Origin of the sequence: Bradyrhizobium huanghuaihaiense, from assembly GCF_025200885.1 — a bacterium.
In the GTDB taxonomy this organism is placed as follows: domain Bacteria; phylum Pseudomonadota; class Alphaproteobacteria; order Rhizobiales; family Xanthobacteraceae; genus Bradyrhizobium; species Bradyrhizobium huanghuaihaiense.
The window spans coordinates 8,035,930-8,050,567 of sequence record NZ_CP104172.1; the positions used below are offsets into that span (position 1 = coordinate 8,035,930).

The window sequence follows — 14,638 nt, forward strand, 5'->3', positions numbered from 1 at the left end:
CGTTAAGTAACGGACGCGCCAATGACCTTCTGCGAGCTCATTCTGAAGAAAACAATTCGCTTCTCGCCGGGCTGGCCGTATTTTGCCGACATGCCGTCGGGCTTGGGACATTAACGTCTTTGAACCGAACAGAGCTCAACACAACAGCACGCGCCGTCAACTCGCCCGAAATCGCCTTCGCGAGCCAGAATGCTCGCCGCTGCTTTCTCCAGGTGGTCTGCTTGTCGAGTGAGAGAGTGTCGTGCGACAGGGATTCCGCTCGATGTTGCAAAGTTCGCCACGGATCGCGTTTTCGCAGACTGGCCGGTGCTCGGCACTAAGTAGCGTTTTCGCTTAATGCCCGCTGACGTCTACTGGCACGGCCCTTGCTCGTGAGGCGACGAAAGCGACGAAGAACGGGTCCACGGCGAATGTCGCAACCACAATTGACTCCTGATCTCTCACATCGGCGCATGCTGTTGATTCTTGGGTGCAGCGGCTTGGATGTGACTTCCGTGATCGAGGCACTCAGTCGAGACTGTGTCATTTTGATTCGTAACGTCTCACCGAGCGAGGCGGACGGCCTCGTACATCAAATTGCCGGTGAACTAGGATTGCAAAAAAAGCTAGAGCTGGAGGCCGGCTTTTCCGATTTTCTTGGTCACCGACGACGGATCAACAAATACTTCATGAGCGTTAATTCTCGGGATGATTATCAGTTTGTCACCCCGCATTCCGAAGGAGATAGGATATCTAATATGCAGTTGTCGTGCTTTTATTGTTTCGAGAATAGTAAAGACGGAGGAGAAACAATCCTATTGAACATCGACGACACAAGTGAAGCATGGGGACTTTTACGAGAAAAAACGACAAAAATCTTACCCGGATCAAGACCATTGTCTCGGGGCGTGATCACTCGTGCAAAAGCACTTTATCGTCTGAGCTCGCCGGATGACTATTTGGTACCAGATGACCAAATAGTTGCCGAGGTGAAATCCGAGATCCCGGGCCTTTTGCTGGCGATTGTTATGGCAAGGCCGAAAAGAAGCTTTTCCCTTCTCCTAGGGCGCGATGTGAATGTCCTTTGGGATAACATCGGTAGTGTTGACCAAAGCTGTCTTCACTTTTTTGTTCGGATGTTGCAGGAGCGCGAACTTCTCAAGCTCCCACCGGACGGTTTTGAGTTGCACCAACTGGACCCCGTTAATGCAGGACGGAGCTGGTGTTCAGGCGCTGATTACGAGAAACTTTTTTGTGACGAGATTATTCTCAAGCTAAAACCAGGGGACCTTGTTATTCTGAACAACCTAACTTGGGCGCATGCGGTGAACAATTGGACATCGGGACCGGGCACACGAAGGATAGCCGTAGCATTGGCCTAAGGCAGGCAGCCTCGTATTCACTTAGCTCTTTCTTCTTGGCCATCGCTGTCTCATGTCGTTGTCAATGGCCGCCCCGCGGGCTGCAAAAGTCTATCAGTGGAATGATGTTGCCTGCGTCGGCAGCTTTGAGCGCCACAATGTAGGTGGTGCGACGATCATTCATCTTTTGAAGATCGTAGCCGCCCGCCCAATCGATAGGATTCGCTCCGTAGACGCGCTCAAGCATCGTATCCGCCATGATCCGAGAATGCCGTCCGTTTCCGTTTGGAAATGGATGGATTTGAACAAGCCGATGATGAAACCGAGCCGCTGCCTCTAACTCAGGATAAGTCTTAGTCTTTGACCAGTACTGCGCGTCATCCATCAGCGTCCGCAGCTGAACTGGGATGTGAATGGGATCGACGCCGATATTCTTGCCCGTCTTTCGGAACGTACCTGCCCAATCCCACACGTCACCGAACAGGCGCTTGTGAAGGGCAACTGCAAAATCGTCCGTCAGAACATCGCCGCGATGGCGACCAAGCCATTGCAGGCCAGACTCAATATTCGCCTGCTCAAGCTCGTCCAGCTCTTCGCGGGTCGTAATGTGCTTGAACTTCACCCCCCCGAGTTCATTTGGATCTAAGGGTGTCGCGCCCTCCGGATACTCTGTCAGTCCGGTCATTTGTCGCTCCAGAAATCAGACGGCATCTCCCGCACAAGCTTGGCTGCGATGCGCTCGACTTCCGCGGCCATCTTTTCTTTTGAAAGCGCTTGGTCTTCGAGCGCCATATGTGTGCTTGCCCGACGAACCAACGCCTGCGCCTTTTTTCGCGCTTGAGCAGCTATTACATCTTGTATGGTTCCGACGGGAAGGACGGCGTAGACAAATCGGCATCCCATGGCTTCCGCTGCAGCCTGCATCGACTTCAGGGTGGCTGCCCCTGAAAGCTCGGCTTGCTCGATTTGGGGAATGCGGGCGCGTGTGACGCCCAACTTCTTCGCTAGCTGGGAGCCGGACATGCCGAGGGCGTTTCGTACCGTGCGAAGCCAGCCCTCAGGAGGTATCCGTAAGACTGTGTGGCTTGCCGCACTGTCGACAAGCCTCTGATATTGCTTTTGAACTACGTCTTTGACACCCATTTGTATACTCACAGCTTTGCAAACGGATCCATTCAGATAGCTATAGATATACAAATAAGATGATTTTGTAAAGCTATAGCTTGACGAAATCCGAAAGATGATGTCAAGTCATAACTATGCGCATGTCGGGAGCGGTCGTCCCCATCCTAAGCGGTAGCCCAGCTTCTCATCGCCGATTTGAGTTTCCTCCAGGATTCCTTGTGACATCCGACATATTGGTCAGGAACCGATCGTGCTGATTTCGCGTCTGGCCGGCCTCCGCATAGTAGAAGGATTGCCGAGATGAGGTCAGCTTGAGGAAGCCCAGCGCCAGCTTCCAAATCGGTTGGACGGTTGGCGGTCTCGCACATAGACGCCGACAATGAGGCTTGGCGCCGGCTGAACAGCCAAAGATCTAGCGCTTCCGCTACTGGCCGGAAGCGAGGCCCGGCAATGGAGACGAATCCAACCGGACCTCGCAGCCGCTTGATCCCGGAGGGGATCGAGACGCAGGATCGCATAGAATGCGTGCCGTTTTTCGCCCTAGATGCGGATCATTTCGCCGAAAAGCGCACATTCGGGGTCCGCCAGATTCGCGAGGGTGCTAAAGACCTTCTGGTCGGCGATGGCGCTAACTTTTGCCGCCGCTCGCCGGGCAGCTGCATTATTGGATCTCTCTAGAGGTTATGTCGCAGTCGCCTCCGCTCTGCTCGCGCGTGTGTTTGCTAACCCTCCGCTGATCAAGCAGAAAGACGGCACAAGGTGGCCCATCGGCGCCGATTATCGCATAGGTTGCGATGTTAAGAGCCCCTCCATGAGCGCGTGTCGGTCGCCGAGCAGGCCGAGCGCGACATCACGAAAGGTCGGGACCACTGGCGCGATGGCGGCAACAGGCTCGAGGCATTGCGTGGTCGAGCTTAGCGTCGACTGATAACCCCGACACGGCCTCAACGAAGAGAAGAGCATGCCCGAGCAAATGAACGCCGAGCTTTACCGCAAACTGCAGGAACTATCGCGCAATAACGCGGTCGCCCGCGCGCTCGTCTTCTTGTGGAACTCCGGCACACTGAGCTACGAGGACTGGTCGACGAAGGCAATCTCTCTGCTCATTGATCAGAACGAAACGCTCTCAGCGATCGCTGTGGATGCGGAGAAGCGCGCCTGCCGCCTGCCCAAAACCCCACCACTAGCCTCGCCCACGCGTTGAGAGAGCCCGTTCCGTGCCAGACACCCCAAGACCGAAAGACCGCACTCGCGGCCCGCACTGCGGCTTGTCAGCGGCGCGAAACAGGAGCCGCTGCGCTGCCCCCCCGTCTCCACAACATCGTCTATGCTGACATCTGCCGACGCACCTTAATGAGGAAGAGTTCGTGAACTCCATCACTGGCAGGAATGATGGATGACGCGTTCAACATCACAAGGAAAACAACGATATCCTGCTGGTTGCCTCGTCAGAAGCGGACGAAAGAGCTGCGCCGGACATGTCGGCGAAGCGCGTGGCATTCCAGAGTTTGGTGCCGAGATTGCGATAGCCTTCGATGCGCTGCCGCGAGAGCTTGATATCGCGTGCAGCTCCGGACATGGCGGTCAGCGTGAAGCGCAAGGCGTCGGCTCCAAACTCGTCCACCAGTTCCAGAGGGTCCATAACGTTCCCTTGGACTTCGACATCTTGGCGCCGCTTGCATCTCGTACGAGGGCGTTGATGAATACGTCTAGACTGATGAGAACTCCAGTCGGCCACAAGCCTGCAATAAGCAAATCCTCGCCCAACCGGACGTGAGACGTAAACGGGCCGAAGTTCGACGTGCTGAGTATGCCGCCGACTGTCGAAGGCTTCCGTACTGCAAAAATCCCCAGACCAAATCTCAGACTAAACAGAACTCTTAGTCCGGGGTAGTTGCGTTAGTGTCAGAAAATTCATTGTGCCAGAAGAGGTTAGCTGGCGCGCTATAGCCGATGAAGATGGGCACTATTGCTTCGCCGTGGCACTATGACGCCGCGGCCGCGCATACGATCCGGTCCGATAACAAGCGACGGACTGCGATGTTGCCCGACGGAGCCGAAAGCACGTTGACGAACTATGCCAATTCTGGAATATTTCGATCATGAAGGAGGTGCGATGGCACGGCAGCAGCCGATCCGATGTTGAAGCATTTCCGGTCGATGCCCGACGCGAGGCAGGATATCAATTGTTTCAGGTCCAGATTGGCGAAGAACCGTCCGACTGGAAGCCGATGACGTCTATTGGCCCTGGAGTTCGCGAGATCAGGATCCGTCAGGCGTCGGGCGCATATCGCGTCATCTATCTGGCGACCATTGGCGATGCTGTTCACGTCCTGCACGCGTTCCAGAAAAAGACCCAAGCAACGGCTAAGCGCGACATCGATCTCGCGAGGGCGCGGCTCAGACAGATCAGGTGACCACGATGACAAAGTCCGTATTTCACGACCTGTTCCCAGCGGAAGAAGCGGCCGAGCTTGAAATGCGCGCTAAGCTGCTCTCAGGGATCAATAAATGGCTGAGCAAGTCCTCTTTGACGCAAATCGAGGCGGCGAAGCGCCTCGGCATCACTCAGGCTCGGGTGTCGGAGATCAAGAACGGAAAGATCAATCGGTTTAGCCTGAGCATGCTGGTTCGACTTGCGGAGCGCGCAGGGCTGCGCCCCGGCATCAGATTCCAGAAGGCAGCATGAGGGCGCTGCCTGCGCCCCCACCACGAGGCCGAGGAGGCGATGCACAGTCTCGCGCACAAGTCGTCTCGTCATGGCGGCAGTCAGCGGCTTGATGCGGGGTGCGCGAACGACTGGCCACGATATCGCGACGAAATCGTAAAGTGGCGCGCCCGGAACGATTCGAACGTCCGCCCCTCAGATTCGTAGTCTGAGGGACTGCCATGCGGGGACCCGCAATAGCCACCCCGCGACTTTAGCTACGAAGCCTCAGATTGAACGCTGTTTTCAGCTCATCGAGAGTGACCTCGGGAATCGATTTGTGGATCCTTGCGATTTTTGACTTTTCCCCGTCTCTCAGGATTGCGACGATGGTTTCCACATCGGGACATCCTGGCTCTCGACAGGTCAACTCGCTCACCGAGATCGTCACGTCATCGGACAAGCCCAACAGGTTCTGGGTTTGCAGCTTTAATTGCTGAACTGCCTGAGGATAACCTGCCTTCTGGACCCGCCGCCCCATAGGTAAGGCAATCTTTTGCATGTTCTTGGCATCCGAATGGATTTGCGAGGGCTGGCGCGGCCTCAGCATGGCAACGGAGAGACTCCAGTGCCATGCTGCGGCTTCACACATGATCCTTCTTCATCAGCGACTTGAGCCCAGGCACTGCTCAAAGCCTGCCTTCAAGACGTCCTCGGGCAAGTCGCGCCCGATGAAGACAAGACGGCTTGCTCGGAGCTCACCAGGCTTCCAGGGGCGTTGATGGTCCCTTCGAGCAACATGTGCACGCCCTGAATAACAAAGCGATCAGGATCATCCTGGAATTGGATGATTCCCTTCAGCCGTAAAATATCGGTCCCGAACTGACGAACGGTCTCCTGCATCCAGGGGAAAAATTTCTCGGGAATGAGAGGTGTCTGTGACGTCAATGACAGGCTCTTGACGTGGCTGTCGTGCTCATGGTCGTGAGCTTCGGTGAGAAAGCCGGGCTCGAACTCAAGAACCCTGTTGAGATCGAATGCGTTGCGATCCAGGACCTTCTCGAGGTCGAGCGCGCAGCGCTCCGTGCGATGGATTACGGTATAGGGATTGATTGAACGAATTCTCGCCTCGACGAGCTTGAGATCCGCCTCCGAGACCAGATCGGTCTTGTTGAGCAAGACAACATCGGCGAACGCGATCTGCTCCTGCGCCTCGCGCGCCTGGTCGATCTCTCCAAGGAGGTGTTTTGCGTCGATAACCGTGACGATGGCATCCAGTCTCGTGTTGCGACGCACGTCATAATCGACAAGAAAGGTTTGCGCCACGGGCGCCGGATCGGCAAGCCCGGTGGTCTCCACGATGATGCCGTCGAACTTGCCGCGCCGCTTCATCAGCCCTTCGAGAATCCTGATGAGATCACCTCTCACCGTGCAGCAAATGCACCCGCTATTCATCTCGAATATTTCTTCGTCGGCATTGACGATCAGATCGTTGTCGATTCCGACCTCGCCGAACTCATTCACAATCACCGCATAGCGTTTGCCGTGGGTCTCGGTCAGGATCCGGTTCAGCAAAGTCGTCTTCCCCGCGCCCAAATACCCGGTGAGGACGGTGACGGGTGTCTGAGAAATCGCATTGTCCATGCTTGGTCCTTTCAACGTTTCGGATTCGGTAGATTGTGGATCACGGCGGAGGATTCGAACTGGGCGGTGGCGCGGTCGTGGAACAGCAGCAACAACCCGGCGACAAGCGCAAAGCCGAGAACAGCCAGACCAGCGGCAGTGAGCACCAATTCTACCTTTGCGCGCGCTGGAATGCCTGTGATCGCCGTGAAGAGATTTTTGATGGTCGCTTCATCGATGCCGTGGGTGATGACGACCATTCGCGTGCGACGATCGTCCGAGGGCCAGGCCGGCAGCCGGTACTGTTGGATCGCATGCTGAACGCCGTGCACGACGAGGGGGCGCTCCGGATCGTCCTCGAGTCCAATGAGGCCCTTAAGGCGGAGCAGTTGTGGGCCGGTCACGGCCTTTAGAAGATCAATAAATAGGGTAAGATTTCGTACCGATACAGGGCGGCTTTCCAGCAACGCCAGACTTTGGATGCCAGCCGCCGCGTGGCGGCTTGAGCCTGCGGCATTGTCGTGAGCTTGCCCTTGCTGGGCCAACGCCTGCTCTAAGGCCAACCACCCCTCAACATCGCCCCCCTGTTCGGAGGGAACGTAGCGACGCGGTGCAAAGACTGCGGCGAGATCGAAGTCGTTTCCGTGACGGTCCGCGACGGCTGCGGCAGCGTTGATCTGCCGGATCCTCGTCAGCAGGCCGGACCGATCCGGAGCCGCGGCAGCTTCTGCGCAAACATCCGTCTTGGTGAGCACGACAATGTCCGCAAACGTCACCTGCTTCATGCATTCGAAGTGCCGCTCCATCGATTCTTCGATCGTGGTCACGTCGATGGCGCAGACGACGCCGGACAATCGAAAGCATCTTGCGACGACGTGATCCCGATATCCGACCGCCGGAAGACCGCCGGGTATGAGCTGATTGATGATGGGAGCGGGGTCGGCCAAGCCCGTCGTCTCGACGATCACGCGCTTGAACGGCGGGACGGCCTTGCTTTCCACGGCGTCGTAAAGTTCGAACAGGGAAGACCTGATGTCACTGGCAGCCGTGCAGCAGAGGCAGCCTGTCGTTGTCACCATCAGCTCGCGCTTGTTCACGCGAACTAGATCATGATCGATGGAGATATCGCCGAACTCGTTGATGATGACAGCTGTGTCCGCAAACGCCTCGCTCGCCAGGAGCTCGTTGAGCAGTGTGGATTTCCCGGCGCCCAGGAAGCCCGTGAGGATCGTCACGGGAATCGGTTGGTCTATTTTCATGGGCGGGTTGGGTACTCAATTGGCGGTAGGACCTGGCTGGCGCTCGGACGAGGTGATGCTAAACCGCTTGACTTGTAATGTTATAACATTACAGTCGTCCAGGCAACGTTTGCATAGGGCTTGGTTCACGATGGATTGTCTCGCCGCACATTGGCGAGGTTCTGGTCGCTGTCAGACCGTGCGCTTTCGATGAAAAACCGAGTTGGAGATCTCTCACAGCCGCGCGGTGGGCCGATGCTCACCGGACATGCCAGTCATCAGGTTGGGCTCGATGCCGATATCTGGCTGACGCCGATGCCGGACCGGGAGCTGTCCCGTGAAGAGCGTGAGGAGATGTCGGCGATCATGATGGTGCGCCCGGATCATCTCGATGTCGATCCGAAAGTCTGGACCCCGAGCCACCTCCTCGTCATCCGCGCCGCAGCGCAGGAGCCCGCCGTCGAACGCATCTTCGTCAATGCTGCGATAAAAAAGGCCTTGTGCCGTGACGCCAAAGGCGACAGGACTTGGCTCTCAAAGGTGCGCCCGATGTACGGGCACGATTATCATTTTCATGTCCGGATCAAATGCCCGTCGGGCAGCAGCGAATGTCAGCCGCAACCGCCGCCCTCGGAAAATGAGGGCTGTGCCGCAAGCGACCTCGCCTACTGGTTCAGCGAGCCGACACTGCATCCAAAGTTACCGACAACTCCAGTGACGCCAAGCCGGGGGATCACGCTTGCTGAACTCCCGGCCGCTTGCCGGCAGATATTGGTCGCGCCGTAGAGCGGACAAGCGAAGTGATCTAACGCACGGCTTCGCCGGTGCAGTTCGCGCACTCTCCCTCCAATTCGACAATCGGGTGTAAAGGCTTGAAGCCGGTCGTCTTCGCGACGCCTCGCAAGCCCCGCGCGACCAGGTGCGAGGCCGCTTCCTGAACCGCGCCGCACTGGCTGCAGACCATAAAGACCACCATCTCGCCGCTCCCATGAAGATGATCGCAAGCGAAATAGGCTGACCGAGAGGCCAGCCGGTGCACACACCCAGCTTCCTGCAGGAATTCAAGCGCGCGGTAGACCTGGACCGCTTGCACCTTGCGTGCATCGCTCAACTTTTCGGCGATCTCGTACGCCGCCATTGGTTTTCCGGACGCCGCAAGCAACGCCAGCACGCGCTGACGCATCGCGGTGAACGGAATTCCCTTCGATGTCGCGTAGGCGCGCGCACGGCTCTGCAGGGCATCGGCATCGATGGCATGATGATGATGCGCATCTGTATCCACGCTACTCGCCCTCTGATCCGGGTCACGAACCATTCAGATCGCGCCTTGACGACAACGAGTGTAATATTATAACAGGCTCCATGTGATAATATTACACCCCGGAGCGTCCATGACCAAGCCCCAAGTCGCGGAAAACCCCAGCTTCCCCGTCAATCGCGCGCGAGTAGTCGGCGAGGCTTCGACTGCGGGCGTCGTCGTTCTCGGAATCGACTTCAGGTCCAGGCGGCGCGAGCGGGTTTACGACGCAGACAAGATCTGGTCGGGGGAACACAGCATTCTGGACTACACCGAAATCTAGAGCCCTCGCGGAATCGATCCTGTAGCGCGCGCAAAGCCACTCCCCGACTGTTGCTATATCCGGAGCGTCCATGACCAAGTCCCAAATCGGGGGAGACCGTCGTCTCCCCGTCACGGTGCTGTCCGGCTTTCTCGGCGCCGGGAAGACCACGCTGCTCAATCACATCCTCAACAACCGGGATGGCATGAAGGTCGCCGTCATCGTCAACGACATGAGCGAGGTGAACATCGATGCCGAACTGGTGAGGCAGGATGGCAGCCTTTCGCGCACCGACGAGAAGCTGGTGGAAATGTCGAACGGCTGCATCTGCTGCACACTGCGCGACGATCTCCTTAAAGAGGTGCGGCGCCTCGCCGACGACGGGCGCTTTGATTACCTCGTGATCGAATCGACCGGGATTAGCGAACCGCTGCCGGTGGCGACCACCTTTGACTTTCGGGACGAGTACGGCGGCTCTCTTTCGGATGTCGCGCGGCTCGACACGATGGTCACCGTTATCGACGCAATAAACCTGCTGAAGGACTACTCCAGCCCGGATTTTCTTCGTGATCGCGGAGAGATCGCGGGCGAAGGCGACGAGCGTGCCCTGGTCGACCTTCTGGTCGAGCAGATCGAATTCGCCGACGTCGTCGTCCTCAATAAGGCCGGATCCGCCTCGCTCGAACAACGTGAGTTGGCGCGCAAGATTATCGCTTCGCTCAACGCGGAGGCTCGGATCATCGATGCCGACTATGGACGCGTCCCGCTCAGCGCCGTCCTCAACACTGGTCTGTTCGATCTCGAGCGCGCGCAAACCCACCCGCTCTGGTTCAAGGAGCTGAACGGTTTCAAGGACCACGTGCCGGAGACGGAGGAATACGGCATTCGCTCCTTTGTCTATCGGGCGCGGCGCCCCTTCGCGCCGATGGCGTTCAATGCCTTCGTCAGCAAGTCCTGGCCTGGCGTCGTTCGGGCCAAAGGCTTCTTCTGGCTGGCGACACGACCGAACTTCGTCGGCGAGCTCGCGCAGGCCGGCGCGCTCGTCCGGACCTCCAAGCGCGGTCTATGGTGGTCAGCTGTGCCGCGCGAACGGTGGCCGGACAATCCGGAATGGCACGAAAGCATGAAGCCCTATCTTGATCGCATATGGGGTGACAGGCGCCAGGAGATCGTGTTCATCGGCCTCGCCGATCAGATGGACGAAAGGGCAATCCGTGCTGAACTCGATGCCGCGCTGACCGGTATGGTCGACGCCTTCACCCCTGACGCCTGGCGTCACCTCCCTGATCCCTTTCCCCGGTGGGACAAGCAGGCGGCGTGAGGGACGACAGCTATCGCATGCGTTGGTATCGGAGACATATCGGGCATGGTGCGTGGCTCGCGCTTGTCGCGCTGGCCATCAACTTCACGCTCGCCTTCGGTCATGTCCACGTCTCGGGCGGACGGGGCGCAGAGCACCCGCTGATCCTCGCTGTTGCAATGGGCGACAGCGGTCCAAGCCAGAACCATCCTGCGGATCACCACGACGAGGATTTTTGCCCGATCTGCATGGCCGTTGCCATCATGGGCAACGCGCTAGCGTCGACACCACCGGCGACGGCGCCGGTCGAGTTGACTGAGGTGAGGATCGATCGGCCGCTCGATCAATTGCTCTCCGCACCGCAGCCGTCTCGCGCCGGCTTTCAATCGCGCGCCCCTCCGATCTCCTGACGTCGCTTGTCAATCCGTCTCTAGCGCCGTGCGATGAGGCGCCCCGCAGGCCAACGAGCCGAAGCTCGTTCCGGGCTGCAGGTGCCCTCGCATCATGGCAATTGTCTTGTCGGGAATCCTCATCAGATGAACAGTCCCACTTCGCTGCGTGCCATTCGCTACTTGCTCCTGTCGGCGTCGTCGCTCTCTCTCGCGGCCATTTGGAGCGCACCCGCATTGGCCCAGAACGACAACACATCGCCGCCCGGTGCATCGCAGCCCACCGCCTCTCCGATGGCATCGCCTTCGCCGACCCCGCAAGCCATGGCGCCCCCTGTCCCGGCGCAAACGCCGCAATCAACGCCCGCCGCGCAGGCGCAGCCTCCAGGTACCAACGTTCTGCCGGAAACCCGAGTGATCGCACCGACTAAGCGCCGGCAGCCGCGCACGCCCCCGCCAAGGCAGGTCGTGAGCAACCCGGCGCCGCCACCGGCAGCGCCGACGCATGCGCAGGTTGTGACCGAGCAAAACCAAAAGCTGGATGCGGCGCGACAGAACACCATTCTGCCGCCAATCGGGGCCACCTCATATGAGTTGGGCCGCCAGGCGATCGAAGCCTTGCCGCAGGGAAATAACGCCACGCTCGACAAGGCGCTATTGCAGCTCCCGGGCGTAGCCCAGGACTCGGCGGCGAGCGGCGAACTGCACGTGCGCAACGAGCACGCTAACCTGGCGATCCGCATCAACGGCGTCATGCTCCCGGACAGCATTGCCGGTGGCTTCGGACAGTTCCTCGATTCCGGCATTGTCGGCAGCATGGCGCTGCTTTACGGCGCCCTGCCGGCGCAATATGGCCTGCGCACCGCCGGTGTGCTGGACATCCAGACCAAGGCGGATGCCTTCAACAATTCCGGCACGGTCAGCGTCTACGGCGGCAGTCATTCGACCATCACTCCATGGGCGGAATACGGCGGCACGGTCGGACAAACCCAATATTACGTGTCGGGCCGCTATTTCGGCAATCAACTCGGTATCGAGAATCCGACACCCGGGAATCAAGCCATTCACGACCGCACGGCGCAGGAAAAGGGCTTTCTCTATCTCTCCACCGTCATCGATCCGGAGAGCCGCCTGACGCTGATCAGCGGCGTGTCAAACTCGCTGTTTCAGATCCCCAACAATCCGGGACAGCCATCCAGCCTTGCGACCCCGACCGTCTCCAGTTTTGATTCTTCAAATCTCAACGAGCGGCAGCGGGAACTCAGCCAGTTCAACGTGCTCGCCTACCAACATTCGCACGAGGATATCGACTATCAGATCTCTTATTTTAACCGCTACAACCAGCTCCACTTCATGCCCGACCCGATCGGCGATCTCATCATCAACGGAATTGCTTCGGACGTCTACCGTCAGAGCTACGTCAACGGCTTTCAAGAGGATACCGCCTGGCGCGTGGCCGATGCGCACACGCTGAGATTTGGATTTATGGTCAGTGCCGAACAATCTTTGGTGACCGGCATCAATACCACGTTCCTGAGCGATCCCACTGGCGTCAATCCGCAGGCGCTCGATCCGGTCACAGGCAACCCGCTTTCGCCCGTCACCCTTTACGACTCCAGCTCGAAGCTAGGCTGGCTGTTCGGCAGCTATTTGCAGGGCGAGTGGAGGATCACCAACCAGTTGACCCTCAACGCTGGATTGCGTTTCGACCAGATGTGGCAATATGTCGGCGTCACCAGTTTAGCCCGCGCGTTAGCCTGACCTGGAAGCCCTACGACGGAACCACGTTCCATGCAGGCTACGCGCGAACCTTCACGCCGCCTCCGCAGATCGTCGCTTCGCCCGCCAACACGGCGCTTTACCAGAACACTGTGGCTGCCCCCGCCGTAACCCAGAACGATCCGGTGCTGCCGGAACGGGCCCACGTCTTCGATGTCGGCGTAGTCCAGAAGATCTACCCGATCCCGGGTCTCGAGTTCGGTCTCGACGGCTACTACAAGATCGCAACCGATCTTTTGGATGATGGTCAGTTCGGCCAAGCCTATGTGCTCGATGGGTTCAACTATGCAAAGGCAAACAATCTCGGCGTCGAGCTCAAGCTGAGCTACACCAACGGCAATTTGAAGATGTACGGCAATCTCGCCTGGGCACGGCAGCTCGCCACCCAGGTCGTCTCGAATCAGTATCTCTTCAATCCGGATGAATTGGCTTATGCCGCTAGTCACTACATCTATAGTGACCACACCCAAATCCTGACCGCATCGGCCGGCGCGTCCTACTTGTGGAACGGCACGCGCTTCTCCGCCAACATGATCTTTGGCAGTGGACTTCGATCGGGCTTTGCCAACACGGAGCACGTGCCGTCCTACACGCAGGTCAACATGGGGCTATCGCACGATTTCTTCCTTGCCGCGCCGAACAAGCCGACCACACTGCGCTTCGATGTCGTAAACGTGTTCGACAAAATCTATGAGATCAGGGACGGCAGTGGCATCGGCGTGTTTGCACCGCAATTCGGGCCGCGGCGCGGCTTCTATTTCGGCATTTCGCAAAAGATCTAAGATGCTGGGGAATAACTGGGGGGATAACTGGCAAGAAAGAATGAGATGAAACATATCGGAAAGAAACTTCGGTGCGGCACCTGGCAATGGCCGATATTCGGTGTCCTCGGCTTCCTGGGGGCAACCGCGTTGTCGGAAACAGCGTTCGCGCAAGCCCCAAATCCCCTGCTGCCACACAAACTGTCGCCATGGGGGATGTTCCTCAATGCTGACATCGTGGTGAAGGCGGTGATGATCGGGCTTGCCTTCGCCTCGATCGTGACCTGGACGGTTTGGCTTGCCAAGACCATCGAGCTGCGTCTCGCGAGCAGCCGCGCGCGGCGCCGGATCGGGATGCTCGAGCAAGGCGGCAGCCTGCACGATGCGGTCCGCGACTGCGACGGCGACCGCGACGCCATCGCGCAGTCGATCCTCTCGACCGCGCGCGAGGCGGAATTGTCCGGCGGCATCGTCGATGACGGCTTCCAGGAGCGCGTCGCGCTGCGGCTGGAGCGCGTTGAAGCGGCGATGACACGCCAGATTTCGCGCGGCGTCGGCATCCTCGCCACCATCGGCGCGACCGCGCCCTTTGTCGGGCTGTTCGGCACGGTGTGGGGCATCATGAATGCCTTCATCGGCATTTCCGAGTCGCATACCACCAACCTCGCGGTGGTGGCGCCGGGCATCGCCGAGGCGCTGCTCGCCACCGCCCTCGGGCTGGTTGCTGCCATTCCAGCCGTCGTGATCTACAACCATCTAGCCCGTCTAATCGCGGGCTATCGCGCCTTGTTGGGCGACGCCTCGGCGCAACTGCTGCTCTTGATCAGCCGTGGGCAGCGCAGCCGGACCATGCCGCTGCCGCACGCGGCGGAGTGAC

General features: G+C 58.6%; 13 protein-coding genes, 1 tRNA gene and 4 pseudogenes. 10 read left to right on the forward strand and 8 right to left on the reverse strand.

The window, feature by feature from the left end:
• Window positions 1-494: 494 nt before the first annotated feature.
• Window positions 495-1,361 carry a hypothetical protein gene (locus tag N2603_RS37730; RefSeq protein WP_260386162.1) on the forward strand — a complete coding sequence of 289 codons (867 nt, stop codon included), beginning with the start codon at window positions 495-497 and terminating at the stop codon, window positions 1,359-1,361.
• A gap of 61 nt (window positions 1,362-1,422) precedes the next feature.
• Here N2603_RS37730 and N2603_RS37735 read toward each other — a convergent pair whose 3' ends face one another.
• Together N2603_RS37735 and N2603_RS37740 are read right to left on the reverse strand one after the other, a co-directional pair.
• A complete protein-coding gene (locus N2603_RS37735; protein WP_260386163.1) occupies window positions 1,423-2,025 on the reverse strand; it encodes a mobile mystery protein B in 603 nt (200 codons plus the stop codon).
• Entirely contained in the window at window positions 2,022-2,483 is a 462-nt protein-coding gene (locus N2603_RS37740; protein WP_260386164.1) for a mobile mystery protein A, read from the reverse strand. The genes N2603_RS37735 and N2603_RS37740 overlap by 4 nt, the downstream gene beginning before the upstream one ends.
• A 943-nt stretch (window positions 2,484-3,426) precedes the next feature.
• Between N2603_RS37740 and N2603_RS37745 the strand changes: the two genes are divergently transcribed.
• Window positions 3,427-3,669 (forward strand): hypothetical protein, encoded by a 243-nt coding sequence (locus tag N2603_RS37745; RefSeq protein ID WP_260386165.1) that lies wholly within the window; start codon window positions 3,427-3,429, stop codon window positions 3,667-3,669.
• Between the two features lie 219 nt (window positions 3,670-3,888).
• Here N2603_RS37745 and N2603_RS37750 read toward each other — a convergent pair.
• A pseudogene (locus N2603_RS37750) lies at window positions 3,889-4,172 on the reverse strand (class I tRNA ligase family protein); the annotation flags it as partial.
• A 395-nt stretch (window positions 4,173-4,567) separates the two neighbouring features.
• Between N2603_RS37750 and N2603_RS37755 the strand changes: the two are divergent.
• Both N2603_RS37755 and N2603_RS37760 read left to right on the forward strand, forming a co-directional pair.
• Window positions 4,568-4,882, forward strand: coding sequence for a type II toxin-antitoxin system RelE/ParE family toxin (locus N2603_RS37755; RefSeq protein WP_260386166.1), 315 nt, complete (start codon window positions 4,568-4,570; stop codon window positions 4,880-4,882).
• 5 nt (window positions 4,883-4,887) lie between these two features.
• A complete protein-coding gene (locus N2603_RS37760) occupies window positions 4,888-5,154 on the forward strand; it encodes a helix-turn-helix domain-containing protein (protein WP_260386167.1) in 267 nt (88 codons plus the stop codon).
• 141 nt (window positions 5,155-5,295) lie between these two features.
• Here the strand turns inward: N2603_RS37760 and N2603_RS37765 are convergent.
• The 4 genes and pseudogenes from N2603_RS37765 to N2603_RS37780 form a co-directional block, all read right to left on the reverse strand.
• Window positions 5,296-5,368: transfer RNA gene (locus N2603_RS37765), tRNA-Arg, on the reverse strand.
• Window positions 5,369-5,386: 18 nt separating this feature from the next.
• The gene (locus tag N2603_RS37770; protein ID WP_260386168.1) at window positions 5,387-5,764 is read right to left on the reverse strand and encodes a hypothetical protein; all 378 of its coding nucleotides are present in this window, start codon (window positions 5,762-5,764) and stop codon (window positions 5,387-5,389) included.
• Between the two features lie 12 nt (window positions 5,765-5,776).
• A pseudogene (locus N2603_RS37775) lies at window positions 5,777-6,756 on the reverse strand (CobW family GTP-binding protein).
• Window positions 6,757-6,767: 11 nt separating this feature from the next.
• The gene (locus N2603_RS37780) at window positions 6,768-7,970 is read right to left on the reverse strand and encodes a CobW family GTP-binding protein (protein WP_260386169.1); all 1,203 of its coding nucleotides are present in this window, start codon (window positions 7,968-7,970) and stop codon (window positions 6,768-6,770) included.
• Between the two features lie 225 nt (window positions 7,971-8,195).
• Between N2603_RS37780 and N2603_RS37785 the strand changes: the two are divergent.
• Window positions 8,196-8,759 (forward strand): annotated as a pseudogene (locus tag N2603_RS37785) (penicillin-insensitive murein endopeptidase); the annotation flags it as partial.
• A gap of 19 nt (window positions 8,760-8,778) precedes the next feature.
• Here the strand turns inward: N2603_RS37785 and N2603_RS37790 are convergent.
• Complete coding sequence (locus N2603_RS37790) at window positions 8,779-9,255, reverse strand: Fur family transcriptional regulator (RefSeq protein ID WP_260386170.1); 477 nt, start codon at window positions 9,253-9,255, stop codon at window positions 8,779-8,781.
• 109 nt (window positions 9,256-9,364) lie between these two features.
• Here N2603_RS37790 and N2603_RS37795 point away from each other — a divergent pair, with 109 nt between their 5' ends.
• The 5 genes and pseudogenes from N2603_RS37795 to exbB all read left to right on the forward strand — a co-directional run bounded on the left by N2603_RS37795 (window position 9,365) and on the right by exbB (window position 14,637).
• On the forward strand, window positions 9,365-9,553 hold the full coding sequence (locus N2603_RS37795; RefSeq protein ID WP_260386171.1) for a hypothetical protein: 189 nt from the start codon (window positions 9,365-9,367) through the stop codon (window positions 9,551-9,553).
• A 70-nt stretch (window positions 9,554-9,623) separates the two neighbouring features.
• On the forward strand, window positions 9,624-10,853 hold the full coding sequence (locus tag N2603_RS37800; protein ID WP_260386172.1) for a GTP-binding protein: 1,230 nt from the start codon (window positions 9,624-9,626) through the stop codon (window positions 10,851-10,853).
• A 17-nt stretch (window positions 10,854-10,870) separates the two neighbouring features.
• Window positions 10,871-11,242, forward strand: coding sequence for a DUF2946 family protein (locus N2603_RS37805; protein WP_260386173.1), 372 nt, complete (start codon window positions 10,871-10,873; stop codon window positions 11,240-11,242).
• 795 nt (window positions 11,243-12,037) lie between these two features.
• A pseudogene (locus tag N2603_RS44900) lies at window positions 12,038-13,782 on the forward strand (TonB-dependent receptor domain-containing protein).
• 45 nt (window positions 13,783-13,827) lie between these two features.
• Window positions 13,828-14,637, forward strand: a complete 810-nt coding sequence (gene exbB / locus N2603_RS37815; RefSeq protein WP_260386174.1) for a tonB-system energizer ExbB — start codon at window positions 13,828-13,830, stop codon at window positions 14,635-14,637.
• The last annotated feature ends 1 nt before the right edge of the window (window position 14,638 follow it).